Origin of the sequence: Streptomyces sp. NPDC020192, from assembly GCF_044388685.1 — a bacterium.
Lineage (GTDB): Bacteria > Actinomycetota > Actinomycetes > Streptomycetales > Streptomycetaceae > Streptomyces.
The window spans coordinates 338,507-362,719 of the sequence record NZ_JBIRXG010000006.1; the positions used below are offsets into that span (position 1 = coordinate 338,507).

The window sequence follows — 24,213 nt, forward strand, 5'->3', positions numbered from 1 at the left end:
GAGTCCGGCCGGCGGGAAAACCTGTCGTACACCGTATAGTGACTGCTATACGGTGTACGACATGTCTGTGTCCCAAGGCCACCCCCAGCGCTGGGTGATCCTCGGCGTGATCTGTCTCGCCCAGCTCACCGTGCTGCTCGACAACACCGTCCTGAACGTGGCCATCCCCTCGCTCACCCGCGAGCTGCACGCGGCCACCTCGGACATCCAGTGGATGATCAACGCGTACTCCCTGGTGCAGTCCGGCCTCCTGCTCACCGCCGGCAGCGCGGCCGACCGCTACGGCCGCAAGAAGATGCTGATGGCCGGGCTCGCCCTGTTCGGCATCGGTTCGCTGGTGGCCGGACTCGCGGGCTCCACCGGCCAGTTGATCGCCGCGCGGGCCGGTATGGGCATCGGCGGCGCACTGCTGCTCACCACCACGCTGGCCGTCGCCATGCAGATCTTCACGCCCGAGGAGCAGCCGAAGGCGATCGGCATCTGGAGCGCGGTCAACGCGCTGGGCTTCGCGGGCGGGCCGCTGATCGGCGGCTTCGTTCTCGACCACTTCTGGTGGGGCGCGATCTTCCTGATCAACATCCCGGTCGCGGCCCTCGGCCTCGTCGCGGTGCTGGCGCTCGTACCGGAGTCCAAGAGCCCCCGGGGCGACCGTCCCGATCTGCCCGGCGCCGTGCTGTCCACGCTCGGCATGGCCTCGCTCGTCCTCGCGATCATCTCCGGGCCCCGGCACGGCTGGACCTCACCGCTCGTGCTGGGCGCGGCCGGGGTGGCGGTCGTGCTGCTCGGCTGCTTCGCGTGGTGGGAGAGCCGGGTGGCCGAGCCGATGCTCGATCTGCACTTCTTCCGGGACCGGCGGTTCACCGGGGCCGTGACCGGGGCGGTGCTCATCACCTTCGGGATGGGCGGGGCGCTGTTCCTGCTGACGCAGCACCTTCAGTTCGTGCTCGGGTACGGCCCGTTGGAGGCCGGCCTGCGGACCGCTCCGCTGGCGTTGACCGTCGTCGCGCTCAACTTCACCGGGCTGTCGGCGAAGTGGTCCGCGCGGATGGGGACGCCGGTGTCCATGGCGCTGGGGATGGTGCTGATGTCCTGCGGACTGGTGGCCATCGCGGTGTCGGACTCCGGGGGATACGTCGGGACGCTGCTCGGGTTGCTGCTCATCGGCGCGGGGTGCGCGATCGCCAACCCTGCGATGGCGCACGCCATCATGAGTGCGATTCCTCCGGAGAAGGCGGGAGTGGGGGCCGGTGTCAACGGCACCCTTGCCGAGTTCGGCAACGGGCTTGGGGTGGCCGTACTGGGTGCTGTCCTCAGCTCTTCCGTTGCCTCGGGGGAGTCGTTGTCCGACAGCCTCGGGGCCGGGCAGTTGGTGGGGGCCGTTGCTGTGCTCGTCGGGGGGTTTGTGGCGGCGGGGCTTTTGAAGCGGGCGGAGCGGAAGTTCGCCTGAGAGCTCGGGGTCATGGGTGGTCGTGCGGCTGCCGGTCGTGTGTGGTTGATCGCGCCCACGCGGCGGAGCCGCATATCAGACACAGTCCCGCGCCCCTAAAGTTGGAACACTGAGCCGGGGTTTCAAGAGGAGAGGCGCCGATGGTGAGGCAAGGGGCGCGGTCGGCGCGGGACAGTGTGTGGCTCCAGGAGAAACCACACCGTGGTGCGCGCGCGGGTCAGCCCTCCGGGCTCGACCGGGCGCGGATCACCGAGGCCTCCGTAGGGCTGCTGGACGCCGACGGGCTGGCCAGGTTCTCCATGCGGCGGCTGGCGGCCGAGCTGAACGTCACCGCGATGTCCCTGTACTGGTACGTCGACACCAAGGACGACCTGCTCGAACTGGCCCTGGACGCGGCCAACGGCGAGCTGCGGCTGCCCGACCCGGACGACGAGCGGGAGGACTGGCGGGAGCAGTTGCGGGGGCTGGCGGCGGAGTACCGGGCCCTGCTGGTGCGTCACCCCTGGCTGTCCCCGCTCGCCGGGCGCTACCTGAACATCGGCCCGAACTCCCTCGCCTTCTCCCGCACCGTGCAGCGCGTCATCCGCCGCACCGGGCTGCCGGCGCACCGGGTGACGGGCGCGATCTCGGCGGTGTTCCAGTTCGTGTACGGCTACGGCACGCTCGAGGCCCAGTTCATGTCCCGGATCGCGGACTCCGGGCAGAGCCCGGACGACTTCTACCAGCAGGCCCTGACCGTGGCACGGCAGGACGCCCAGGCCGCGCACTATCTCCAGGAGTCCCAGGAGATCCTGGACGCCCGCGGTGGTGCCACGGTCCAGGAGATGCTGGAACGCGACTTCACCTTCGCCCTGGACCTCCTGATCGCCGGCATCGAGGCGATGGTCGACCGCGGCTGACCGGTCCGCCTACCCCTCGTCCCCGGCCACCAGCCGTGCCGGGAACCCTCCGGTCGCGACCGGGCCCCACCGTTCGGGTGTCACCCGGATGATCGACTTGCCCTGCTTGACCATCGCCTCGCGGGCGCCTTTGTCTGCGTGCCTCGCACTGCTTCGCAGGCTTCGGAACGCTGCGTCGGACTCCGTCCGTCGGGTCCGTGCGAGCGGTGTCTTCGGTGTGTCTCCAGCCGCGTCGCCGGCGGTCGCCTACATGTCGTCCGCCAGCCGTGCCGGGAACCCTCCGGTCGCGACCGGGCCCCACCGTTCGGGTGTCACCCGGATGATCGACTTGCCCTGCTTGACCATCGCCTCCCGGTACTCGTCCCAGTCGGGGTGTTCGCCGGCGATGTTGCGGTAGTACTCGACCAGGGGTTCCACGGAGTCGGGGGCGTCGATGACCTCGGCCGTGCCGTCGATCTGGACCCAGGGGCCGTTCCACTCGTCGCTCAGCACGAGCAGGCTGACCCGGGGGTCGCGCTTGGCGTTGCGGGTCTTGGCGCGTTCGGGGTACGTCGACACGACGATCCGGCCCGAGTCGTCGACGCCGCAGGTCAGCGGGGAGGCCTGCGGCCCGCCGTCGGCGCGGCGGGTGATCAGCAGGGCGCGGTGACGGGGGCGTACGAAGTCCAGCAGCTCGTCCAGGGAGACGCGGGTGTTGGTCGCGATGTTCGGTGCCATGGTCAGGCAGCCTAGGGGCAAGAGCCGCCCCCGTGGCTGACCCTGCTGTGCCTACGTCCGTGCCTATCCCTGGGGCAGGGTGTCGCCCTGCACCGCCTGGATGTCCAGCTCGACCTTCAGCGTCGTACCGATCGCCGCGATCCCGGCCTGCAGCACCTGGTTGTAGTTCATGGCGAAGTCCTCGCGGTGCAGTTCCGCCGTGGCGCGGAACGCGGCGCGCGTGCCGCCCCACGGGTCGGCGCCGGTGCCGAGGTAGGCCAGGTCCAGGTCCACCGGGCGTACGACGCCGTGCATGGAGAGTTCGCCGTGGACCGTCCAGCGGTCGGAGCCGGTCGCCGTCAGACCCGTGGAGCGGTACGTGATCTCCGGGTGCTGCTCGACGTCCAGGAAGTCCGCGGACTTCAGGTGCGTGTCGCGCATGCCGTTGCCCGTGTCGATCGACGCGGCCCTGATCACCGCCTCGACGCGGGACTTGGTGACGTCGTCGGGCGCGATCTCGATCGTGCCGCCGAACTCGGCGAACCGGCCGTGCACGCTGGAGATGCCCAGGTGCTGGGCGACCGCGGCGACGGAGGAGTGCACCGGGTCGATCGTCCAGGGGCCGGGCGGCGGCAGCTCGGTGCCGCCCTGCCGGGCCAGTGTCACCGCGCCGACCTCGGCCCGGCCGCTCGCGGTGACGATCGCGGAGGAGGCCGCGGGCGCGTATCCGACGGCCGTCACGATCACCGTGTACGCCCCCGGCGCCAGCTCGGTGGTGTCCCGTACGGCTCCCTCGGTGTCCGCCTCGGCGCGCAGCACCTGCGTCCCGGTCATGTCGGTCACCGTGACGACCGCGTGCGACACGGCCCATCCGTCCCGCGTACGGATCTTCGCGGTCAGTCCCATCCCGTTCTTCTCCCTGCAAAGCCTGAAAGGCCCCTGAAAAGCCTTACAAATCGGTCCGTAAGAAACCGGCCCGTGGCGCACACACGACGGTACGTGCGCCACGGGCCGGGGGTGAACTACTCGCCGGGGTGGGCGAGTTCGATCGCGTGGCCGTCGACTCCCGGGCCGGCGACGGTCAGCGCGGTGGCCACCGGCGGGTAGCCCGTCGCGATGACGGTGTACTCGCCGCTGTCCAGGTCGGTGAAGGCGTACGCGCCGTCGGTACCGGTGGTGGCGGTGCCGACCACGTTGCCCGCCTGGTCGACGAGGGTCACGCGGGCGTCGGCCAGCGGGCCGTGCGGGGCCTTGACGACACCCTGGAGGCGGGCGCCGGCGTCCAGGTCGATCTCGATCCGGGTGACCCCGGCGGCGCCGATCTCGACCGGCAGCGCGCGAGGCCGGAACCCGCTCGCGTTGACCGCCATGGTGACCGTGCCCGGCACCAGGTCGGTGAAGGCGAACTCGCCCTGCTCGCCGGTGGCGGCGGTGGCCAGCAGATCACCGCGGACGTCGGTGACGATCACCATGGCGTCCTTGACCGGCACCGCGCTGCCCGCGGCCCGCACCACACCGGTCAGCCCGCTGGTGCCGCTGAGCAGGATGTCGTACGACAGCGGGTCATCGCCCACGACGACGGTGGAGGCCTGCGGCTGGTAGCCGTCGGCGGAGGCGATCAGGACGTAACTGCCCGTGCCCGGGGCGTCGACGGCGTAGGAACCGTCGGCCTGGGCGACCGCGCGGCCCAGCTGGCGGCCGGAGAGGGAGATCAGGGTGATCGCGGCCTGCGGGACCGGGGCGCTCTCGGCGCCGCGGACGAAGCCGTGCACCGGGGTGCCGCCGCCGTTGCCGCTGCCGGGCTCGGAGATCGTCGCGACGGCCGTCATCACCTGGGTGGCAGCCCGCTCCTCGGCGGAGGCGTCCGACACGACGGGGGCGGCCCAGCTGGGCACCTTCTGCGGCGCGGGTTCCTGCACGGTGGTCTCCACAGCGGTCTCGGCGGGGGCGGTGGCCGGGGCGGCCTCGGGGGCCGCACCCTCGGCGGCCTGCGCGAGCGCGCCCTTGGTCTTCAGCGGGACCTCCTTGATGAACAGCGTGATCAGGAAGGCGAGGGCGGCGAGGCAGCCGGCGATGAAGAACACGTCGGCGATGCCGTGGCCGTAGGCGCTCTCCATCAGCGTCCGCAGCGGCGCCGGCAGCTTGCCCATGTCCGGGATGCTGTCGGTCGAGCCCGAACCGCCGGCCAGGGCGGCCTGGTACTTGGGGCTCAGCGCGGAGATGCCGTCCTGGACGTAGTGGGTGATCCGGTGGGACATCACCGCGCCGAGCGCGGAGACGCCGACCGCACCGCCGAGGGAGCGGAAGAAGGTGACCGTGGAGCTGGCCGAGCCGAGGTCGGAGGGCGCCACCTGGTTCTGCGTGGCGAGGACCAGGTTCTGCATCATCATGCCGATGCCGAGTCCCAGCAGGGCCATGAAGATGGCCATCTTCCAGTAGTCCGTGTCGTACCGGATGCCGCCCAGCAGGCACAGGCCCGCCGTGACCAGCACGCCACCGCTGACCAGCCAGGCCTTCCAGCGGCCGGTGCGGGTGATGAACTGACCGGAGACGGTCGAGGAGACGAACAGACCGCCGATCATCGGGATGGTCATGACGCCCGACATCGTCGGGGACTTGTCGCGGGCCAGCTGGAAGTACTGGCTGAAGAACACCGTGCCGGTGAACATCGCGATACCGACGAACAACGAGGCGAGGGACGCCAGCGTGATGGTGCGGTTCCTGAACAGCCGCAGCGGGATGATCGGCTCGCTCGCCCTGGACTCGACGAGGACGAAGATCGCGCCGAGGACGATCGAACCGCCGACCATCGTGTACGTCTGCCAGGACAGCCAGTCGTACTTGTCACCGGCGAAGGTGACCCAGATCAGCAGTACGGAGACGGCGGCGGCGATGAAGAACGCGCCGGCCCAGTCGACCTTGACCTCGCGCTTCACGACCGGCAGGTGCAGCGTCTTCTGCAGCACGATCAGCGCGATGATCGCGAAGGGGACTCCGACGTAGAAGCACCAGCGCCAGCCCAGCCAGGACGTGTCGGTGATGACACCGCCGAGCAGCGGACCGCCGACGGTGGCGACGGCGAAGGTCGCGCCCAGGTAGCCGGAGTAACGGCCGCGCTCACGCGGGGAGATCATCGCGGCCATGACGATCTGGGCGAGTGCGGACAGACCGCCGACGCCGATGCCCTGGAACACCCGGAAGGTGATGAGCATGCCGGTGTTCTGCGACAGACCGGCCGCCATGGAGGCGACGACGTAGATGACGAGGGCTATCTGGACGAGAGCCTTCTTGCTGTACAGGTCGGCGAGCTTGCCCCACAGGGGAGTGGCCGCGGTCATCGACAGCAGGGCGGCGGTCACCACCCAGGTGTAGGCGGACTGTCCGCCGCCGAGGTCGCCGATGATGTGCGGCAGGGCGTTGGAGACGATCGTGGACGACAGGATCGCCACGAACATGCCGAGGAGCAGCCCGGACAGGGCCTCCATGATCTGCCGGTGCGTCATGGGTGCGTGCTCCGCGGAGCCTCCCCCGTGCTTGGCGTGAGCCCGCACACCGGCTGGTGTGGTGGTTGCCATGGGCTTCCTTCTCTTACGTGTTCGCGGGTGTACGGGTGGTCTCTTCGAGTACGGGGGCGGTGAAGCCGAACGGGGTCGACCGGCAGTCGCCGAAGGAGGCGCGCAGGCGGGTCATCAGCCGGATCAGCTGGCCGACCTCGTCGTCGGTCCAGTCCGCGAGCCGCTCGGCGAGCAGATGCGTGGTCCGCCGGGACAGTTCCTCGCGCTGCGCCAGGCCCGCGGGCGTCAGGCGCAGGATGCGCGAGCGCTTGTCCGCCGGGTCCGGGTGCCGCTCGATCCAGCCGCGCGCGGCGACGTGCGCGACATGCCGGCTGGTGACCGACATGTCCACGGCGAGCAGCTCCGCGAGCTTGCTCATGCGCATGTCGCCGTGGCGCCCCAGCAGGGTCAGCACGGCGGCCGAGCCGGCCGGGCACTCGGGCGGCAGGATCCGCCCCAGGTCCCGTTTCACGGCTCCGACGGCACTGAGCTGACGCGCCAGCTCTTCGAACTGCGTCCGCTCGGCCATCACACCTCCCGTATTCGTTGCTTGGGGCAACCATAGCGGTGATTGGTTGCTCCAAGCAAACAAATCAGGGGTTCGGCGACGCAAAAACTTGGCAAAGGCAAGTATTGCGAACGTAAATGTGCAGGTGAGTGCGGGTGAGGTGCCCCCGTCTGTCCCGGTGGCCCCGCACTTGGGTCGGTCACGTGGATTCGCTAGTGTCTCGGGCCATGGCTAACACCCAGGGCCCCCAGGGCAATTACGACCCCGCCGGCAACACCCAGATGTTCCGCGCGTTCGTCGACGAGGCCCCCCAGGGGCGCCAGCAGCAGGCGGCCGCGTCCTCCGGCCCCCGCATCGGCCTGATCATCGGCGTCATCGTGGCCGTCGCCGTGGTGGCGGGTGTGGCCTGGCTGGCGCTCAAGTAGCGGTTACTTCCACTGGACGGACACGTCCCGCGTCTCGATGTGCATGCCGAGCGGCACGCGCCAGGCGTCGACGCACACCGTCCAGGTGGGGCTTGTACGCGCATCCGGTGCGATCGGCACCGGCAGGTCCACGGTGGAGCTGACCGTGCCCCAGTCGATGCCGAGCAGGCCGATGATGTGCGTCCCGAACGTCACCGAGCCCGAACGCACCGCCGTACCGCCTGAGTTGTGGAACTCGACGGTGACGTGCTGGCACCAGCGCTGGTCCGTGTCCTTCGTCACCGGCTTGCCCCAGGAGAGAGCGGCCGGGGCTGCGGGCGTGCTGCTGCCGGGCGTTGGCATGGGGGCGACGGATGTGGGCGGCGCGGGTGCCGTAGGACGGGAGGGGCTGGACGTGCTCGGCGGTGGTGTGGCCGGCGGAGCGCTGCCGGGGGCGGTCGTACCGCCGCTGCTCCCCGGTGGTGAACCCGGCGCTGCTGTCGGCGAGTTGCCGTCCAGCGGTATCAACGACACCGAGCCCGTCGGCGTGGCCGCCGTACTCCCTCTCTCCGGGCCGCCGGCCGCGCCCACCGCGACGTAACCGCCGCCGGTGCCGTGGCTCCCGCACGCTGCCACCACCCCGCCCAGGACGACGACGGCCGCCGACGCTGCCGTAACGGCGCCTCGGCGGCCATGCGTCCATGTCGTCCTACGAAGCATCGGGCCATGGTGGCTGACGTGTCGTCAGATGGGAACCCTTCGGGACGCTGAACCCTCAGTCCGAGATCAGGCCCTCCCGCAGCTGCGCCAGCGTCCGGGTCAGCAGCCTGGAGACGTGCATCTGGGAGATGCCGACCTCCTCGCCGATCTGGGACTGGGTCATGTTGGCGAAGAAGCGGAGCATGATGATCCGGCGTTCGCGGGGCGGGAGTTTGGCCAGGAGGGGCTTGAGGGACTCGCGGTACTCCACGCCTTCCAGGGCCGTGTCCTCGTAGCCGAGGCGGTCGGCCAGGGAGCCCTCGCCTCCGTCGTCCTCGGGGGCCGGGGAGTCGAGGGAGGAGGCGGTGTAGGCGTTGCCGACCGCCAGGCCGTCGACCACGTCCTCCTCGGAGACGCCGAGGACCGCCGCCAGTTCCGTCACCGTCGGGGAGCGGTCCAGCTTCTGGGAGAGTTCGTCGCTGGCCTTGGTGAGGGCCAGCCGCAGCTCCTGCAGCCGGCGCGGCACGCGGACCGACCACGACGTGTCGCGGAAGAAGCGCTTGATCTCGCCCACGACCGTCGGCATCGCGAACGTCGGGAACTCCACGCCCCGTTCGCAGTCGAAGCGGTCGATCGCCTTGATCAGGCCGATGGTGCCGACCTGGACGATGTCCTCCATCGGCTCGTTGCGCGAGCGGAAACGCGCGGCCGCGTAGCGGACCAGCGGCAGGTTCAGCTCGATCAGGGTGTCCCGGACGTAGGCCCGCTCGGGGCTGTTCTCGCCGAGCGCGGCGAGCCGCAGGAACAGCGAGCGGGACAGGGTGCGGGTGTCGATGTCCCCCGAGGCCGGCAGGGCCGGGGGCTGGGCGGCCGCCTGGGCGGGCGGGGTCTGCACGGCGTCGAGGGCCGTGACGGCCTCGATGCCGTCGAGGACGTCGAGAGCGTCGAGCTCCTTGGGCGCTGCCTCGCTCGTCGTGGGCGTCAGCACCTTCGAGCTGCCCTGGTCTGCGGACATGCCACCCCCTTTGGGTCGCGGGACGGTCGCGGCGGCGCCGACTTCCGTACAGCGCAGCCTTCACCTGAATACCGGAGCCGAAGGCCCGGCAAACGCGTCTCCCGCAGAATGTCACATGTCGGCAACACGCTGTAGTGACATGTCGACATGCGAGATTCGAATCGGCCCTGGAGAGAAGGGGTCTGACGCTGCTTCGGGTCCCAACTGTCGGCATCAGCCCAGGTGAGCGATTCGCTCGCGGTGGTTACGGCTCGCTCGGATATGCGATGCAGAACCGCTTGAGGCGTGCTTCCGTGCGCCCGCCGTGCTTCATAAGGGGGACCGTTTCGGGGCCTTATGCGTCGATGCGATTCGCGGAGCGCAGCCGCTGGAAGCTGCGGGCGAGGAGACGCGAGACGTGCATCTGGGAGACGCCGAGTTCCGCGCTGATCTGTGACTGGGTGAGGTTGCTGTAGTAGCGCAGGAGGAGGATGCGCTGCTCGCGCTCGGGGAGTTGGACGAGCAGGTGCCGGACCAGGTCCCGGTGTTCCACGCCGTCCAGGGCCGGGTCCTCGTAGCCGATGCGGTCCAGCAGACCGGGCAGTCCGTCGCCCTCCTGCGCGGCCTCCAGGGAGGTGGCGTGGTACGACCGTCCCGCCTCGATGCAGCTCAGCACCTCGTCCTCGCTGATCCGCAGCCGCTCGGCGATCTCGGCGGTGGACGGTGAGCGCCCGAAGGCCGTGGTCAGGTCCTCGGTCGCGCTGTTGACCTGCACCCACAGCTCGTGCAGCCGGCGCGGCACGTGGACCGTGCGGACGTTGTCCCGGAAGTACCGTTTGATCTCGCCGACGACGGTCGGCATCGCGAAGGTCGGGAACTGCACGCCCCGGTCCGGGTCGAACCGGTCGATGGCGTTGATCAGGCCGATGGTGCCGACCTGGACGACGTCCTCCATCGGCTCGTTGCGGGAGCGGAAGCGGGCGGCCGCGTAGCGCACGAGCGGGAGGTTCGCCTCGATCAGCGCCCCGCGCACCCGGTGGTGCTCCGGCGTGCCCGGGGTGAGCTGCTTCAGCTCGGCGAAGAGCACCTGGGTGAGGGCTCGGGTGTCGGCGCTGCGCCGCTTCTCGGGGGCCACGGGAGCGGGGGCGGCGGTCACCTCTTCCTGGGGCAGCTCCTGGGGCAGCGCGGTACTGGCCGACACGGTCAACGCCACCTCTTCATCGGTCAATCATCCGTGGTTCATCATCCGTCAAAAGCGGTCATAGCATCACAAGACATGTGCACTGTGTGCAAGCACCGCATAACCCCGTGTTGTGTTCAAATTTCGACAAGTTGGGCCCCTGGGACGCACGAAAGCCCTCCGCCGTCGTGGCGGAGGGCTTTCGTCCCGAAAAGAGTGCGGGTGGCTCAGAACTCGTAGTCGGCGATCACCCACGTGGCGAACTCGCGCCACAGCGCGACGCCCGCCTGGTGCGCCGGGTGCTCCAGATAGCGCTTGAGGGCGTCGGTGTCCTCGACCGCCGAGTTGATCGCGAAGTCGTAGGCGATCGGCCGGTCGCTGATGTTCCAGCCGCACTCCCAGAAGCGCAGCTCCTCGATCTGCCCGCCGAGCGCCCTGAAGGCCTCCACACCGGCCACGACCCGCGGATCGTCGCGCTCGACACCCTCGTTGAGCCTGAAGAGGACCAGGTGGCGGATCATGGGGTGTACCTCAGTTCTTTCCTCCGTTGGCGAGCCAGGTCATGAAGTCGCCTATGGCCTTAGCGGCGCTCGATATGCCTTCGAAGCCTATCTGGACGTAGCTCGCCGCCTTGGCCGGGTCCGTGATGATCACGTAGAGCACGAAGACCACGAGCGCGTACACAGCGATCTTCTTGGCGTTCACCGCCACCGAGTCCTCCCCTGTGCCGTGTGCCCTGCGGGCCCCTGCTGACGGCCGCGAGTGTAACCTTCACGCCTTTTCGAGGGACCAACCGCCTGCCGTCCGGGGTCCTTTGCCCGTACGACGAGAAGGGCCCCGTCTCATGACGGGGCCCTTCTTCGAGCGGTAGCGGAGGGATTTGAACCCTCGGTGACTTGCGCCACACTCGCTTTCGAGGCGAGCTCCTTCGGCCGCTCGGACACGCTACCGAGGGAGACCTTACAGCACAGTGGGGCATGGTCCGAAATCGGATTCAGCGGCCGCGGAAGAACTCCGTGAGCAGCTGGGCGCACTCCGGCGCGAGGACGCCCTCGATGACCTCGGGCCGGTGGTTGAGCCGCCGGTCGCGGATCACGTCCCACAGCGAACCCGCCGCGCCCGCCTTCTCGTCCCGGGCGCCGTAGACGACCCGGTCGATGCGGGACTGGACGAGGGCGCCCGCGCACATCGTGCACGGCTCCAGCGTGACGACGAGCGTGCAGCCGGTCAGCCGCCACTCTCCGAGCCGCTCCGCGGCCCGCCGGATCGCGAGGACCTCCGCGTGGGCCGTGGGATCGCCGGTGGCCTCGCGCTCGTTGTGCCCGGCGCCGAGCACCGTCGTACCGTCCGGGGACAGCACGACGGCGCCGACGGGGACGTCCCCGCCCCGGACGGCCCGCTCGGCCTCGTCCAGGGCGAGCCGCATCGCGGCCCGCCAGCGGTCGCGTACCGGGTCCACAGCGCCCTGCGTGTCCTGTGGTGCGGTCAGCGGACGGTCTCCAGGACCTCCGCGGCGCCCAGGGCCTCGGCGATCGAGCCGAGCGCGTCCTCGGCGCTCAGGGCGCGCAGCTCCTTGTCGCTGATGCCCAGGTCGTCGAGGATCTCGCTGTCGCCCACCGGGCTGTGCGGAACGGCGTCGGCGCCGCCCTCCTCGTCCTCGTCCTCGTCCTCGTCGTCACCGTCCTCCGTGCCGTCGAGGTCCAGGGAGTCCAGGTCGGGGCCGTCGTCCGAGCCGGGCTCCCGGCCGAGCAGCTCGTCGGTGAGCAGCAGCTCGCCGTACGCGCTGCGCTGGGCGGCGGCCGCGTCCGAGACGTAGATGCGCGGGTCGTCCTCGCCGTCGATCCGGACGACGCCGAACCAGGCGTCCTCCTGCTCGATCAGGACGAGCACCGTGTCCTCTTCGGGAGAGGCTTCCCGGGCCAGGTCGGCCAGATCCGACAGGGTCTCCACATTGTCGAGCTCTGTGTCGCTCGCTTCCCACCCGTCTTCGGTGCGCGCGAGCAGTGCGGCGAAGTACACCGTGACTCTCCCACTGGTCATAGGTGTGCCGGTTGGGGGTCCCCCCGGCGGAGGTACGTGGGCGGGAAGAACTCGGGCTCCGAGCCCCGCCCACTCGGAATCGTGGCAGAAACAAGGCGCTCAGGGGACGTCTTCGGCTCCCTGTGTCTTGCACCGCCCTGCGGATCGTACGCGGCTTTTCCAAGCGCGCACGCACGCCCACCGGGCAAACACCGTCGCGGACATGGATCTTCCTCACCGAGAACTTTCTTACCCGGCCGGCTCAGTCGGCCGGGCTCCAGGGGCTTCCTCCCCTCGGGCGGCCTACCAGCGGAATGTCCGCATACGCATCGCATGGCGCAGTCGCGCCGCCTTGGCGCGCCGCGGCTGGACCCGGGCGCGCAGCGCGCGTGCCTCGGCGAGATCACGCAGGAACTGGGCGCGCCGACGGCGGCGCTCGGCGTCCGTCTCGGCGTGCGTCGTGGTGTCCGTCGTGGCGTCCGTCCTGGGTGCGGCGGCGTCGTGTGTCGCCCGACCGCCGGAACCGCGTGTCGCCCGACCGCCGGAACCGCGTGTCGCTCGCGTGCCGGAACGGCGTATCGCGGGCTCGCCCGGATCCGCGGTGTCGCCGGGCGCGTCTTCGGGAGGTTCAGGAAGGTCAGGCACGTCGCACCACCCCAGTTCCGTCCCTCCCACTTTCCCCCGGTCGGGTGGTTTGACGCCAGCACCAGGGGGGCCGGGGCGCAGGTACCGTTATGGGCATGCGTCTCCACGTCGTCGACCACCCCCTGGTCGCCCACAAGCTCACCACGCTGCGCGACCAGCGCACCGACTCCGCGACCTTCCGCCGGCTCGCCGACGAACTGGTCACCCTGCTCGCCTACGAGGCCACGCGGGACGTGCGCACCGAGGCCGTCGACATCCGGACGCCGGTCGCCCAGACCACAGGCGTCAAGCTCGCCCGCCCCCGCCCGCTGGTCGTGCCGATCCTGCGCGCCGGTCTCGGCATGCTGGACGGCATGGTCCGGCTGCTGCCGACCGCCGAGGTGGGCTTCCTGGGCATGATCCGCAACGAGGAGACCCTCCAGGCCTCCACGTACGCCTCGCGCATGCCGGAGGACCTCTCGGGCCGCCAGGTGTACGTCCTGGACCCGATGCTGGCCACGGGCGGCACGCTGGTCGCGGCGATCCAGGAGCTGATCAAGCGCGGCGCGGACGATGTGACCGCCGTGGTGCTGCTGGCCGCGCCGGAGGGCGTCGCGGTCATGGAGCGGGAGCTTGCCGGGACGCCGGTGACGGTGGTCACGGCGGCCGTCGACGACCACCTCAACGAGCACGGGTACATCGTGCCGGGGCTGGGCGACGCGGGGGACCGGCTTTACGGGGCCGCTGAGTAGAACGCCCCGCGACCGGCCACGGACGGCCCGCAGCCGAAGTACTCCGCTAGCAACCCTTCTTCGGAGCAGCCGTCGGCTGTGGGGCCGTCAGGGCCGTCAGCGCCTGCTGTGCGTCCGTCGGCTTCGTCAGGCCCTTGAAGGCGTCGCCCAGGATGAGGTCGAGGTCGGCGCCCTTACGGCTCGCCTCGGCGCGGTGTTCGGCGTCGGCCAGCTGGGTGCCGAGTACCGCCACCGAGGTGTTCTGGGCGTCGGTGGGGCCGAGGAGTATGCCGGTGCCCTTGACCTTCTTGTCGAACTCCCCGGGCGCGTTGCCCACGTCGCCGATCCTGAAGCCGCGCTTCTTCAGTTCGTCCGCGGTGGACTTGGCGAGGCCGGTGCGCGCGGTGGCGTTGTAGACGTTCACGGTGATCTGGCCCGGCTTGGGCAGGGACTTCACCTGCGCGGCCGTGGTGGCCGTGGCGGCCCTGGGACGGCAGTCGGTCTTCGCGCCGGCCGCCGAGGCCTTCTTGCCGCCGCCCGTGAAGACGTCGATGAGCTGCAGCGTCCCCCAGCCGATCAGGCCGAGCGCGCAGACGGACGCCACGACGGCGGCCACGAGCCTGCCGCGTCGGCGCGGCGGACGCATCCGAGGGTATTTGTCCCCCGTGATCCGGTACTGGCCGCCCATGCCAGGGGGAGTCAGCATGCTCATGGGCGCAGCGTAGTGCGCCCGAGCGGCGATGCCTATTAGATGATCAGTTGATGCCGCTCAGTGGACCCGAACGGGTCAACGCCGTGCCGCGCCGGGTCAGTCGAGCTCGAGCACGCGCGCGTGCAGCACCTGGCGCTGCTGGAGGGCGGCGCGGACCGCGCGGTGCAGGCCGTCCTCCAGGTAGAGGTCGCCCTGCCACTTCACGACGTGCGCGAAGAGGTCGCCGTAGAACGTCGAGTCCTCCGCAAGCAGGGTCTCGAGATCGAGCTGCTGCTTGGTGGTCACGAGCTGATCGAGGCGGACCGGGCGCGGCGCGACGTCCGCCCACTGCCGGGTGCTTTCCCGGCCGTGGTCGGGGTACGGCCGGCCGTTTCCGATGCGCTTGAAGATCACACGGAAAGCCTACCGGTCAAGACGTTCCGGGCGCAGCCATGGCGATGGAGTGCGCGCCGTGGAAAGCCTTGAAAAGATGGAGTAAATCAGGCAAACGGGCTATTACCGGGCCGCCGTGGCCCCTCGCCCGCGTACGGATCTCGTCGCTCCGCGACCGTTGTACACAGGCTGTGGACCGCGAGTCGGCGTACGAGAAGCCGGCCGCCCGCTCGGTGGGCACCCGGCGCGGCCCGGCGGAGACGGTGGGCCCGGTGGATCCGGTAGTCCGGTGGATCCGGGAGGTCCGGGAGGTCCGCCTCCGCCGGGGCCGGTTCAGCGGTCCCGTTCGTCGGGCTGCCGCTTCGGTTCCGGGCGGCGTTCGTCCGGCTTGGGGGCCGTGGCGCGCCGCGCCTCCGCGCGCAGCAGGGCGCGCAGGACGGCGTACGGATCCTGGGACATGGCTGTGCTCCTTGCGTCGAGCCGACTGACCTTGCGTGGGGACGCGGGTCTGTCAGCAGCGCAGGACCACGGTGCGCGGCAGGGGGGTGGCGTACGGCACGGCCGGGCACGCCCGGATGCCGGGCCGGGCGGGCGCCGGGTCGGGGAGGGGCGCGGGGCGCTCGGGTGCGTCGGCCTCGTGGACGGCGCCGGCGGGGGGCCGTACGAGGGGGTCGAGGACGTCGGCGGCGTCGGTGGCGTCGTGTTCGAAGGTCCCGGCCGCCACGCCGAACGCGGGGGCCGCCTGGGCCTGTGTGTGAGCGGCCGGTACCCACAGGGCGAGGAGCAGCACGAGCACCCGCGGCCAGGTACGGCTCCGAAGCCGGTTGTGGCCGCGAGGGCTGCGCGGGGTCCTGCTCACGACTGGTGTCTCCCCGGGGCGGGCGGCAGGTGCAGCACCGGGGGCCGGAGTTCCGCCCGCTCGGCGTAGATGACAGGCACGGTGTTGACGACGACGGCCGGGTCGGCCGGTGTGCGGGGGTGCGGGTCAGACGGTCTTCGGGATCTGCCGGGCCCGGCCGCGGATGCCGAACGCGGTGATGATCTCCACGATGCCGACCACGACCAGCCAGATGCCGCCGACGAGGGTCAGCACGGCGACCGACCTGAACGGCGAGTCGATGAGCACGATGCCGGCGATGAAGGTGAGGATCCCGAGGCAGATCTGCCAGCCGCGGGCGGGCATCCGGGGGTCGGAGGCGGCGGCCAGGGTCTGGGTGATGCCGCGGATCAGCCAGCCGATGCCGATCCACAGGGCGAGCAGCAGGATCGACTGGAAGGGTCCGCGGAAGCAGAACAGGCCCAGCAGGATCGACAGGGCGCCGCTGACGAAGGCCAGCACGCGCAGCGAGGTCGTCATGTGGGTGCCGAAGGCGGAGGCCAGCTGGAAGATGCCGCTGATGAGGAGGTAGAGGCCGAAGAGGACACCGGCCGCGAGCAGGGAGGCGCCCGGCCAGACCAGGACCAGGATCCCGAGGATCAGCGAGGCGATCCCGGTGCCCAGGACCATCTGCCAGGCGGCCCGGGACAGGGCGTGCAGGGGACCCTCGAACGGCGGCTCGGGCTCATGCTCGTGCCGCCCGCCCCGGGCCTGGGCCGCGTGGACGCTGCGGTCGTCGTACTGCGGGCCCCGGTCGGGGCCACTGCTCGGTGCCTCGGTCATGGTTCATGCTGTGACCGGGGGAGCGGGGGGTGCCATCGGGGAAGGGCCGGTCGGGTGAAGCGCCCCGAAGGGGCGTGGGGAACTGCGCGACCAGCCACAGACGACCCGCAGTCGAGGGCATACAGCGCCCACCCCCACGTCCCTCGGCCTACTTGCCGGAGGCCTTGGCCGCCGCCTTCATCTCCTGCTTGTGCGCGCGGACCTTGGCCAGTGACTCGGGCCCGGTGATGTCGGCGACCGAGCGGAAGGACTGCGCCTCGCCGTACGCGCCGGCCGCCTCCCGCCAGCCCTTGGGGGTGACCCCGAGCTGCTTGCCGAGCAGCGCGAGGAAGATCTGGGCCTTCTGCTTGCCGAACCCGGGCAGGTCCTCCAGCCGCTTCAGCAGCTCGGAACCGGCCGGGACGCCCCGCCAGACCGCTTCGGCGTCCCCGTCGTAGTGCTCGGCGACGTACTGGCACAGCTGCTGGATCCGCTTGGCCATCGAGCCCGGGTAGCGGTGCACGGCCGGCTTCTCGGAGAGCAGGGCGGCGAAGGCCTCCGGGTTCATCGCGGCGATCTCGTGCGCGTCGAGATCTCCGCCGGGCCCGGCGCCGAGCCGGTCGGCGATGGTGCGGGGCCCCTTGAACGCCCACTCCATCGGGACCTGTTGGTCGAGCAGCATGCCCACCAGCGCGGCGAGGGGCGAGCGCCCGAGCAGCGCGTCGGCCGCGGGGTCCTGGGCGAGGTGCAGGGTGACGTCCATGCGTCGATGATCGCCCGCCGGCGCGCCGGGCGCAGCCGGGGGTGGCTCACCTCTCGCGTACGATCCCCCACAGAAGCTATAACTTAGGCAAGGCTAACCTAAAATGAAGGGGCTTCCGGGTGACCACCGAGACCTGTCGTGACGCCTGGGGAATCCCCCACCTGCGCGCCTCCAGCGCCGCCGAACTCGCGTATGCCCAGGGCCGGGTGACCGCGCTGGACCGTGCCTGGCAACTGGAGGTCGAACGCCACCGGGCCCAGGGCACCTCGGCGTCCTTCCTCGGCGCCGACGCCGTGTCCTGGGACGTCCTCGTCCGCCGGGCCCGCCTGGACGACACGGCCCGCCGCTGCTTCGCCGCACTGGAGGGCCGGGACCCCGAGACGGCCGACTGGGTCCGCCGTTACGTCGACGGCGTCAACGCGGGCCTGCCCGAGGGCGCCCGCCGCACCCCCGAGTTCGCCCGCGCGGACCTCACCCCCGGCCGCTGGGAGCCCTGGACCCCCCTGGGCATCTGGCTCTCGACGCACCTCCTCTTCGCCGGCTTCCCCGCCAAGCTCTGGCGCGAGCAGGCGATACGGCACCTCGGCCCGGACGCCGTCGGCCTCTTCGCCACCGACGGCCCCGGCACGGCCGGCAGCAACGGCTGGCTGCTCACCGGCGCCCGCACCGCCACCGGCCACGCCCTGATCGCGGGCGACCCGCACCGCTTCATCGAGGACCCCGGTGTCTACCAGCAGATCCGCCTCTCCTGCCCCGAGTTCGACGTCATCGGCCTGGCCGTCCCCGGCGTCCCCGGCATCGCCCACTTCGGCCACACCGGCTCCGTCGCCTGGGCCATCACCAACGCCATGGCCGACTACCAGGACCTGTACCGAGAACGCCTGCGCCGCACCGGCGCCGGCGTCGAGGCCCTCGGCCCGGACGGCCACTGGCACCGCGCCACACGCCACACGGAGACACTCCGGATCGCGGACGAACCCGCCCTGGAGATCGAGGTGATCGAAACACCCCGGGGCCCGGTGATCGTGGGAGGCCCGGAAGGCTTGGAGTCGGGCGTTGCTCCGGAACCGATGTACGGGCCGGGGGCCGCGGAACCGTCGCACGACCCGCAGGCCGCCGACGGCGAGGACGTCGAAGCCGAGGCGCTGGCCCTGCGCTACCCGCCCCGCGTCACCGCGGACCTGGGCTTCAGCGCCCTCCTCCCCCTCCTCCGGGCCCGCACGGTCCAGGACATCGACCGTGCCCTGGACAACTGGGCCGAACCCGTCAACGTGGTCCAGGCGGCCGACACCGCCGGAGGCACTCTGCACCGCACCGCCGGCCGCGTCCCCACCCGCGCCCGGGCCAACCGGATCCACCCCGTCCCCGCCTGGGAACCCGGCCACGAGTGGCACGGCACGCACGAGACGCTGTACGCCCCCGAACCGCCCGACGGCATCGCGGTGATGGCCAACCAGCGCACGCTCGCCGCCCCCCTCGGCATCGAGTTCGCCCCACCCCACCGCGCCGACCGCATCCGCGCCCTCCTCGACACCCGCCGCACCTGGACCGCCGACACCCTGCCCGCGATCCACACCGACACCCACCTCGGCTCCGCCGGTCCCCTCCTCGACCACCTCGCCGCCCTCGACGACCTCACCCCGCAGGCCGCCCGCCTGCGCGACCGCCTCCTCGCCTGGAACCGCCGTATGGACGCCGACAGCACCGACGCGGCCGCCTACGCGGCGGTGCGCGGCGCGGTCGTACGCCGTCTCGCCGCGCACCCGGTGTTCGCCCCGCTCGCCGAGCCCCCCGCCTACCCGGAGGTCCTGCTCCCCTGGCTGGCCCTCGTCCCTCGCATCGGCTTCGCCCTCGAACACCTGCTGCGGGCCGAGAAGCCGTACGGCATCGACCGCCCCGCCGCCGTCCGCGCCGCCCTGGAAGAGGTGGCCGCGGCCCCGCCCTCCGGCACCTGGTCCGACACCCACCGCCTGGCCCCCTGGCGCGCACTGCCGGGGGAGCCGTACGACGAACCCGGCCTCGCCGGCGACCACGACTGCGTGCTGTGCACCTCCGCCGTCCCCGGTCTCACCGACCGCGCGGCCCGTGGCCCCGCCGCCCGCTACGTCTGGGACCTGGCCGACCGTGCCAACAGCCGCTGGGTGGTCCCCTTCGGCGCGGACGGCGCCCCCGGCACACCCCACCACCACGACCAACTCTCCTTGTGGCTCGAGGGAGACATGGTCCCCGTCGTCACCGACCGGACCCTGCTGGACATCGAACCCGACCGCACCGAGGAGACCCGATGACCGACCTCTTCGCACAGCACGTCGACACCCTCGGCACCATCCGCATCCGCCCCCTGGACCCGGTGTCCGACGCGGACGTGATCCACGCCTGGGTCAGCGAGGAACGCGCCGCCTTCTGGGGCATGACCGGCCTCACCCGGGACCAGGTCGCCGGGATCTACGCCCACATGGCCGGCCTCGACACCCACCACGCCCACCTCGTCACCCTGGACGGCACCCCGGCCGGCCTCTTCCAGACGTACGAACCGGCCGCCGACCGGGTCGGCGAGTGCTACGACGTGCTCCCCGGCGACCTCGGCGTCCACGTCCTGCTCGCCCCCGCCGGCCCCGCCGGCCCGCGCCCCGGCCGGTCCTCGGCGCTGCTGGCCGCGATGACGACGTACGTACTGGGCACCCTCGGCCGGCGCCGGATCGTGGTCGACCCGGACGTCCGCAACACCAGGGCGATCGCCCGCTTCGAGCGCGAGGGCTTCGTCCGCGGACCGGCGGTCGTCCTGCCCGAGGTGGACCTCCCCGACGTGTACCTGCCGCAGAAGCACGCCCAACTCGCCTTCCTGGACCGGTCCGTGGCGTTCCCCGGCGACTAGCCTTCTCTCCGTGCCGCCGACACCGCAAGAGCTGATCGCCCACTACGACCTCGTACCCATCCCCCGCGAAGGCGGCCTGTACCGGCGTACCTGGACGGGCTCCGCCCGCCCGGACGGCCGCCCCGAGGGCACCGCCATCGTCGCCCTGCTCACCGCGGACGACCACTGCGCCCTGCACCGCCTGCCCACCGACGAGATCTGGCACTTCTACCTCGGCGACCCGCTCCACCTGCTGCTCCTCGCCCCCGACGGCACCACCCGCACCGCCGTCCTCGGCCCGGCCCCGCTGTCCGGCCAGCACGTCCAGCTGACCGTGCCCGCCCGCACCTGGATGGGCGCGCGGGTCGCCCCGGGCGGTGCGTGGACGCTCTTCGGCACCACGATGGCCCCCGGATTCACCGAAGCGGACTACGAACACGGAGACGCGGCCGTCCTGACGGCGCGTTACCCCTCCGAAGCCGCCCGCATCAGGGAACTGTCCCGCCCATGACCATGAATCTGCTGGAGGGGCAGACCGCCCTGGTGACCGGCGCGGGCGGCGGCATCGGCCGCGCCATCGCCCTGCGCTTCGCGGAGCAGGGCGCGGCGGTGGCCCTGCACTGCCGTACGGCGGTGGACGCGGCCGGTGAAGTGGCGGACCGCATCCGGGAGTCGGGCGGCGGGGCCGTCGTACTGCGGGCGGACCTGAGGGACGAGGACGCCTGCCACCGCCTGGTCCGGGAGGCGACGCAGTGGTCCGGCGGCCGCCTCACCGCGCTCGTCAACAACGCGGCCGTCCAGCCGGTCCAGCCGCTGCCCGGGATGACGGCGGCCGAGTGGCGCGAGGTCGTCGACACCGACCTCACCAGCGTCTTCGCCTGCACCCAGGCCGCGGCGGCACACATGCGGGCGCACGGCGGCGGCACGATCACCCACATCGCCTCCATCGAGGCCGCCCGCCCCGCCCCCGGCCACGCCCACTACGGCGCGGCCAAGGCGGCGGTGGTCATGCACGCCCGCGCGGCGGCCCTGGAGTACGGCCCGGAGGGCATCCGCGTCAACACGGTCTCGCCCGGCCTGATCCACCGCGAGGGCCTGGCCGAGGCCTGGCCGGACGGCGTACGCCGCTGGCTCGCCGCCGCCCCCACCGGCCGCCTGGGCCGCCCCGAGGACGTGGCCGACGCCTGCGTGTTCCTGGCCTCGCCGCTCGCGGCCTGGATCACCGGGCACGACCTGGTCGTGGACGGCGGCATCTCGGCCCGCCCGACGTGGTGAGCAAGGCGGCCGACAATTCCGTACCGGTACAGAGGCCTGACGAGGGCACAGGGAACAGGGAAGGGGACGAGGTGCCGCCGTACGACCACCACCGATGGCCACGACGCCTGACCCTGCTCTGCGCGGGCCTGTTCCTGCTCCTGCTCGGCACGGCGGCCCCGGCGTCGGCCCACGCGGCCCTGCGCACGAGCGACCCGGCCGACGCAGCCGTGCTCCGTACGGCCCCGCGCCAGGTGACCCTGACCTTCACCGAGCCGGTCGCCCTGCTCACCGACTCCTTCCGCGTCTACGACCCCACCAACCACCGCGTGCGCACGGGCCCCGCCGACCACGCCCCCGACCACTCGAACACCGCCCGCGTCTCCCTTCCCGCCGAGCTCGCCACCGGCACCTACACGGTGGCCTGGCGGGTGGTGTCGGCGGACAGCCACCCGGTGTCCGGCGCGCTGACGTTCTCCGTCGGCCGGCGCACGGCGACGACGGCGCCCGCCCCCGACGACACGGAGAACCCGGCGACGGCGGCCCTGTACAACATCGCCCGCTACCTCGCCTACCTCTCCCTGGCCCTCCTGCTCGGCACGGCCGCGTTCGTCGCGTACTGCCGCCCCCCGAAGGCGGCCCCGCTGCGCACCCCGGTCCTGACGGCGGCCTGGACCCTGATGGCCTCGACGGCGGCCCTGTTCGTGCTCCGCGCACCGTACGAGGAGGGCACGCCACCGACGGGCGCCCTCTCCCCGGCCTCCCTCGCCCGTACGGTGACGACCCGCCCCGGCGAACTCCTGCTGGCCCGTCTGGCGTTGCTGCTGCTGGCCGCGGCCACGGTCGCCGTCCTACGGGCCCGCCGCAGAAGACTCCCGCGCCGCGCGACACTCGCCGTGGCCGCGACGGTCTCCGTCCCCCTGTCCCTGACCTGGTCGGCGGCCGAACACGCCTCGGCGGGCATCCAGGTCCCCCTGGCGATCACCTCCGCCACCCTCCACCTGCTGGCCATGGGCACCTGGCTGGGCGGCCTGGCCGCGCTCCTGCGCATACTGTCCCGCACGCCGTCCCTCCCCCTCTCGGTCCCGGCCCGCTTCTCCCGCCTGGCCCTCACCTCGGTGACCGTCCTGGCCGTGACCGGCGTCTACCAGGCCTGGCGCGGCCTGGGCTCCTGGCAGGCCCTGACGGACACGGCGTACGGCCGTACCCTGCTGGCCAAACTGGCCGCGGTGGCCGCACTGCTGCTGGCAGCGGCCTGCTCCCGCACCTGGATCGCCCGCGTGGCGCGGGCGCGGTCACGGACGACCACAACGACGCCGGCCCGCATCCCGGAACCGGCGACGGGACCCCCACTCCCGGAAGAACCGGTCGTGTCGTCCGCCCCACCGCTCCCCCTCCACCTCCTGCGCCGCTCGGTGCTGGCGGAGGCGGCGGTGGCGATGGTGGTCCTGGCCCTGACGACGCTCCTGACGAGCACCGTCCCCGGCCGCGCGGCCACGGAGGCGACGGACCCGAGCGGTCCGGTGGCCGGCATCCCGACGGCATCGGTGACGACGATCCCCTTCGACGTCGGCACCCCCGGCGGCCACGGCAAGGTCCAGGTGACCCTGGACCCCGGCCGCGTCGGCACCTCCTCCGTCCAGGCGGTGGTCTACGGCCCCGACGGCGGCCTGTCCACGGTCCCCGAACTCCGCATCACCCTCACCCTCCCCACCCAGCGCATCGGCCCCCTGGACACCAGGCTCACCAACCGGGGCGGCTACTGGGCCTCCGACGCCTTCACCCTCCCCCTCCCGGGCACCTGGACGATGAGGGCGACGGTACGGATCTCGGACCTGGACCAGGTGACGGTGTCGGCGCCGGTGCGGGTGGCGAGGTAGGTCAGGAGCCGTCCGCGAGGCGGCCGGGCGGCGGGGATCCGGTTCGCCGTTCCCGGCACGACGAAGGCCCCGACCGCGATCCGGTCCGGGCCTTCGTCTCGCCTGTTCAGGCGGCTGCGGAGCCGGGCTCCTGTACCTCCTCGAGCAGGAAGGCATCGTCTTCCCCGAAGTCCGGGGCCCGGAAGGGGTTTGTCGTCGGAGGCGGTGACGCCGGAGCGGCACGGCGGGGCTGCCCTTCCAGGGCAGAGAACAGCGACGTCAGATCGATGAGAGGTCTCGCTTTCGTTGCAGGTCCCTGAAGGGGCCTGGCGTGCCGTGACCGGGCACAGCGGTTCTACAGCTTGGTCATCTTGGCGTACGGGCTCAAGATCCGCATGCGCTCCGAGCCGAAATCCACGAGTGCCGCGATTCCCTCCTCGATGCCGATCACCCGGCCGAGGCCGTACACGTCGTGTGTGACCTGGTCGCCCACGGCGAAGTGCTTGGGAGCCGGCGTGACCGGGGCCTTGAAGGGGCTGGTGGGCAAATGACGCTTCGGTGCAGCAGGCTTAGTCATTGCCCCCAGTATGCGCCTACGGACCGCGCTCGTGGCTACCTCGCTCGGCAGACGGGCGAGGTCGGGCGGTTCGGCTTCGTCGGAGGCCGCGCCGCCCGTACCCTTCGGGGACCACGGCGTCAGATAGCGGGCGCCAAACATTGGAGGCAATACCTCGTGCTGATTGCTCAGCGTCCGTCCCTGACCGAAGAGGTCGTCGACGAGTTCCGCTCCCGGTTCGTGATCGAGCCGCTGGAGCCGGGCTTCGGCTACACCCTCGGCAACTCCCTCCGCCGCACCCTCCTCTCCTCGATCCCGGGTGCCGCCGTCACCAGCGTCCGCGTCGACGGCGTCCTGCACGAGTTCACCACCGTGCCGGGCGTCAAGGAGGACGTCACCGACCTGATCCTCAACATCAAGCAGCTGGTCGTCTCCTCGGAGCACGACGA

General features: G+C 71.6%; 29 protein-coding genes, 1 tRNA gene and 2 pseudogenes. 11 read left to right on the top strand and 21 right to left on the bottom strand.

Going from position 1 to position 24,213, the window contains the following annotated elements:
* The first annotated feature begins 61 nt into the window (after nucleotides 1–61).
* Nucleotides 62–1,447 carry an MFS transporter gene (locus tag ACH47Z_RS15235; protein ID WP_399073696.1) on the top strand — a complete coding sequence of 462 codons (1,386 nt, stop codon included), beginning with the start codon at nucleotides 62–64 and terminating at the stop codon, nucleotides 1,445–1,447.
* A 140-nt stretch (nucleotides 1,448–1,587) separates the two neighbouring features.
* Nucleotides 1,588–2,346, top strand: coding sequence for a TetR/AcrR family transcriptional regulator (locus ACH47Z_RS15240; protein WP_399073697.1), 759 nt, complete (start codon nucleotides 1,588–1,590; stop codon nucleotides 2,344–2,346).
* Nucleotides 2,347–2,355: 9 nt separating this feature from the next.
* Here ACH47Z_RS15240 and ACH47Z_RS15245 read toward each other — a convergent pair.
* From ACH47Z_RS15245 to ACH47Z_RS15265, 5 genes and pseudogenes are all read right to left on the bottom strand, one after another.
* Nucleotides 2,356–2,469: pseudogene (locus ACH47Z_RS15245) on the bottom strand (PPOX class F420-dependent oxidoreductase); the annotation flags it as partial.
* A 123-nt stretch (nucleotides 2,470–2,592) separates the two neighbouring features.
* On the bottom strand, nucleotides 2,593–3,063 hold the full coding sequence (locus tag ACH47Z_RS15250) for a PPOX class F420-dependent oxidoreductase (protein ID WP_399073698.1): 471 nt from the start codon (nucleotides 3,061–3,063) through the stop codon (nucleotides 2,593–2,595).
* Between the two features lie 63 nt (nucleotides 3,064–3,126).
* Complete coding sequence (locus tag ACH47Z_RS15255) at nucleotides 3,127–3,948, bottom strand: YceI family protein (protein WP_399073699.1); 822 nt, start codon at nucleotides 3,946–3,948, stop codon at nucleotides 3,127–3,129.
* A 116-nt stretch (nucleotides 3,949–4,064) separates the two neighbouring features.
* A complete protein-coding gene (locus ACH47Z_RS15260; RefSeq protein WP_399073700.1) occupies nucleotides 4,065–6,617 on the bottom strand; it encodes an MFS transporter in 2,553 nt (850 codons plus the stop codon).
* Between the two features lie 13 nt (nucleotides 6,618–6,630).
* A complete protein-coding gene (locus tag ACH47Z_RS15265; RefSeq protein WP_399073701.1) occupies nucleotides 6,631–7,125 on the bottom strand; it encodes a MarR family winged helix-turn-helix transcriptional regulator in 495 nt (164 codons plus the stop codon).
* Nucleotides 7,126–7,331: 206 nt separating this feature from the next.
* Here ACH47Z_RS15265 and ACH47Z_RS15270 point away from each other — a divergent pair, with 206 nt between their 5' ends.
* Nucleotides 7,332–7,529, top strand: coding sequence for a hypothetical protein (locus tag ACH47Z_RS15270; RefSeq protein ID WP_399073702.1), 198 nt, complete (start codon nucleotides 7,332–7,334; stop codon nucleotides 7,527–7,529).
* Between the two features lie 3 nt (nucleotides 7,530–7,532).
* Here the strand turns inward: ACH47Z_RS15270 and ACH47Z_RS15275 are convergent, their stop codons facing one another.
* A complete protein-coding gene (locus tag ACH47Z_RS15275) occupies nucleotides 7,533–7,871 on the bottom strand; it encodes a hypothetical protein (protein WP_399073703.1) in 339 nt (112 codons plus the stop codon).
* Between ACH47Z_RS15275 and ACH47Z_RS15280 the strand changes: the two genes are divergently transcribed.
* On the top strand, nucleotides 7,870–8,109 hold the full coding sequence (locus tag ACH47Z_RS15280; RefSeq protein ID WP_399073704.1) for a hypothetical protein: 240 nt from the start codon (nucleotides 7,870–7,872) through the stop codon (nucleotides 8,107–8,109). The two genes, ACH47Z_RS15275 and ACH47Z_RS15280, sit on opposite strands and share 2 nt — an antisense overlap.
* A 174-nt stretch (nucleotides 8,110–8,283) precedes the next feature.
* On the opposite strand, the gene ACH47Z_RS15285 is transcribed toward ACH47Z_RS15280, so the two are convergent.
* The 8 genes from ACH47Z_RS15285 to ACH47Z_RS15320 all read right to left on the bottom strand — a co-directional run bounded on the left by ACH47Z_RS15285 (nucleotide 8,284) and on the right by ACH47Z_RS15320 (nucleotide 12,979).
* On the bottom strand, nucleotides 8,284–9,222 hold the full coding sequence (locus tag ACH47Z_RS15285; protein WP_399073705.1) for an RNA polymerase sigma factor SigF: 939 nt from the start codon (nucleotides 9,220–9,222) through the stop codon (nucleotides 8,284–8,286).
* Between the two features lie 334 nt (nucleotides 9,223–9,556).
* Nucleotides 9,557–10,414: an RNA polymerase sigma factor SigF gene (locus ACH47Z_RS15290; protein WP_399073741.1), complete on the bottom strand. Its 858-nt coding sequence runs from the start codon at nucleotides 10,412–10,414 to the stop codon at nucleotides 9,557–9,559.
* A gap of 194 nt (nucleotides 10,415–10,608) precedes the next feature.
* Nucleotides 10,609–10,902 carry a Dabb family protein gene (locus tag ACH47Z_RS15295; RefSeq protein WP_399073706.1) on the bottom strand — a complete coding sequence of 98 codons (294 nt, stop codon included), beginning with the start codon at nucleotides 10,900–10,902 and terminating at the stop codon, nucleotides 10,609–10,611.
* A 10-nt stretch (nucleotides 10,903–10,912) separates the two neighbouring features.
* Nucleotides 10,913–11,092, bottom strand: coding sequence for a hypothetical protein (locus ACH47Z_RS15300; protein ID WP_399073707.1), 180 nt, complete (start codon nucleotides 11,090–11,092; stop codon nucleotides 10,913–10,915).
* 154 nt (nucleotides 11,093–11,246) lie between these two features.
* Nucleotides 11,247–11,331 (bottom strand) — tRNA-Ser (locus tag ACH47Z_RS15305).
* A 44-nt stretch (nucleotides 11,332–11,375) separates the two neighbouring features.
* A complete protein-coding gene (gene tadA, locus ACH47Z_RS15310) occupies nucleotides 11,376–11,807 on the bottom strand; it encodes a tRNA adenosine(34) deaminase TadA (RefSeq protein ID WP_399073742.1) in 432 nt (143 codons plus the stop codon).
* Nucleotides 11,808–11,866: 59 nt separating this feature from the next.
* Nucleotides 11,867–12,400 (bottom strand): hypothetical protein, encoded by a 534-nt coding sequence (locus ACH47Z_RS15315; RefSeq protein ID WP_399073743.1) that lies wholly within the window; start codon nucleotides 12,398–12,400, stop codon nucleotides 11,867–11,869.
* A 303-nt stretch (nucleotides 12,401–12,703) separates the two neighbouring features.
* Nucleotides 12,704–12,979 carry a hypothetical protein gene (locus tag ACH47Z_RS15320; RefSeq protein ID WP_399073744.1) on the bottom strand — a complete coding sequence of 92 codons (276 nt, stop codon included), beginning with the start codon at nucleotides 12,977–12,979 and terminating at the stop codon, nucleotides 12,704–12,706.
* 161 nt (nucleotides 12,980–13,140) lie between these two features.
* On the opposite strand from ACH47Z_RS15320, the gene upp reads away from it, so the two are divergent.
* Nucleotides 13,141–13,776 (top strand): uracil phosphoribosyltransferase, encoded by a 636-nt coding sequence (gene upp / locus ACH47Z_RS15325; RefSeq protein WP_351600762.1) that lies wholly within the window; start codon nucleotides 13,141–13,143, stop codon nucleotides 13,774–13,776.
* A 46-nt stretch (nucleotides 13,777–13,822) separates the two neighbouring features.
* Here upp and ACH47Z_RS15330 read toward each other — a convergent pair whose 3' ends face one another.
* The 6 genes from ACH47Z_RS15330 to ACH47Z_RS15355 all read right to left on the bottom strand — a co-directional run bounded on the left by ACH47Z_RS15330 (nucleotide 13,823) and on the right by ACH47Z_RS15355 (nucleotide 17,241).
* Nucleotides 13,823–14,467, bottom strand: a complete 645-nt coding sequence (locus ACH47Z_RS15330) for a LytR C-terminal domain-containing protein (protein ID WP_399073708.1) — start codon at nucleotides 14,465–14,467, stop codon at nucleotides 13,823–13,825.
* A 96-nt stretch (nucleotides 14,468–14,563) separates the two neighbouring features.
* Nucleotides 14,564–14,860, bottom strand: coding sequence for a type II toxin-antitoxin system VapB family antitoxin (locus tag ACH47Z_RS15335; RefSeq protein WP_004943146.1), 297 nt, complete (start codon nucleotides 14,858–14,860; stop codon nucleotides 14,564–14,566).
* Between the two features lie 312 nt (nucleotides 14,861–15,172).
* Nucleotides 15,173–15,298 carry a hypothetical protein gene (locus ACH47Z_RS15340; protein WP_399073709.1) on the bottom strand — a complete coding sequence of 42 codons (126 nt, stop codon included), beginning with the start codon at nucleotides 15,296–15,298 and terminating at the stop codon, nucleotides 15,173–15,175.
* A gap of 52 nt (nucleotides 15,299–15,350) precedes the next feature.
* Entirely contained in the window at nucleotides 15,351–15,698 is a 348-nt protein-coding gene (locus tag ACH47Z_RS15345) for a hypothetical protein (RefSeq protein ID WP_399073710.1), read from the bottom strand.
* Nucleotides 15,699–15,824: 126 nt separating this feature from the next.
* Nucleotides 15,825–16,499 (bottom strand): HdeD family acid-resistance protein, encoded by a 675-nt coding sequence (locus ACH47Z_RS15350; RefSeq protein ID WP_399073711.1) that lies wholly within the window; start codon nucleotides 16,497–16,499, stop codon nucleotides 15,825–15,827.
* Between the two features lie 148 nt (nucleotides 16,500–16,647).
* Nucleotides 16,648–17,241 (bottom strand): HhH-GPD-type base excision DNA repair protein, encoded by a 594-nt coding sequence (locus tag ACH47Z_RS15355; RefSeq protein ID WP_399073712.1) that lies wholly within the window; start codon nucleotides 17,239–17,241, stop codon nucleotides 16,648–16,650.
* Nucleotides 17,242–17,360: 119 nt separating this feature from the next.
* Here ACH47Z_RS15355 and ACH47Z_RS15360 point away from each other — a divergent pair, with 119 nt between their 5' ends.
* The 5 genes from ACH47Z_RS15360 (at nucleotide 17,361) to ACH47Z_RS15380 (ending at nucleotide 23,229) form a co-directional block, all read left to right on the top strand.
* Entirely contained in the window at nucleotides 17,361–19,529 is a 2,169-nt protein-coding gene (locus ACH47Z_RS15360) for a penicillin acylase family protein (RefSeq protein WP_399073713.1), read from the top strand.
* A complete protein-coding gene (locus ACH47Z_RS15365; protein WP_399073714.1) occupies nucleotides 19,526–20,116 on the top strand; it encodes a GNAT family N-acetyltransferase in 591 nt (196 codons plus the stop codon). Before ACH47Z_RS15360 ends, ACH47Z_RS15365 begins: the two co-directional genes overlap by 4 nt.
* A 10-nt stretch (nucleotides 20,117–20,126) precedes the next feature.
* Nucleotides 20,127–20,606, top strand: coding sequence for a cupin domain-containing protein (locus tag ACH47Z_RS15370; protein ID WP_399073715.1), 480 nt, complete (start codon nucleotides 20,127–20,129; stop codon nucleotides 20,604–20,606).
* A 2-nt stretch (nucleotides 20,607–20,608) separates the two neighbouring features.
* Nucleotides 20,609–21,370, top strand: a complete 762-nt coding sequence (locus ACH47Z_RS15375) for an SDR family NAD(P)-dependent oxidoreductase (RefSeq protein ID WP_399073745.1) — start codon at nucleotides 20,609–20,611, stop codon at nucleotides 21,368–21,370.
* Between the two features lie 71 nt (nucleotides 21,371–21,441).
* Nucleotides 21,442–23,229: a copper resistance protein CopC gene (locus ACH47Z_RS15380; protein ID WP_399073716.1), complete on the top strand. Its 1,788-nt coding sequence runs from the start codon at nucleotides 21,442–21,444 to the stop codon at nucleotides 23,227–23,229.
* Between the two features lie 334 nt (nucleotides 23,230–23,563).
* Here the strand turns inward: ACH47Z_RS15380 and ACH47Z_RS15385 are convergent, their stop codons facing one another.
* Nucleotides 23,564–23,785 (bottom strand): hypothetical protein, encoded by a 222-nt coding sequence (locus ACH47Z_RS15385; protein ID WP_399073717.1) that lies wholly within the window; start codon nucleotides 23,783–23,785, stop codon nucleotides 23,564–23,566.
* 156 nt (nucleotides 23,786–23,941) lie between these two features.
* Between ACH47Z_RS15385 and ACH47Z_RS15390 the strand changes: the two are divergent.
* Nucleotides 23,942–24,213 (top strand): annotated as a pseudogene (locus ACH47Z_RS15390) (DNA-directed RNA polymerase subunit alpha); the annotation flags it as partial.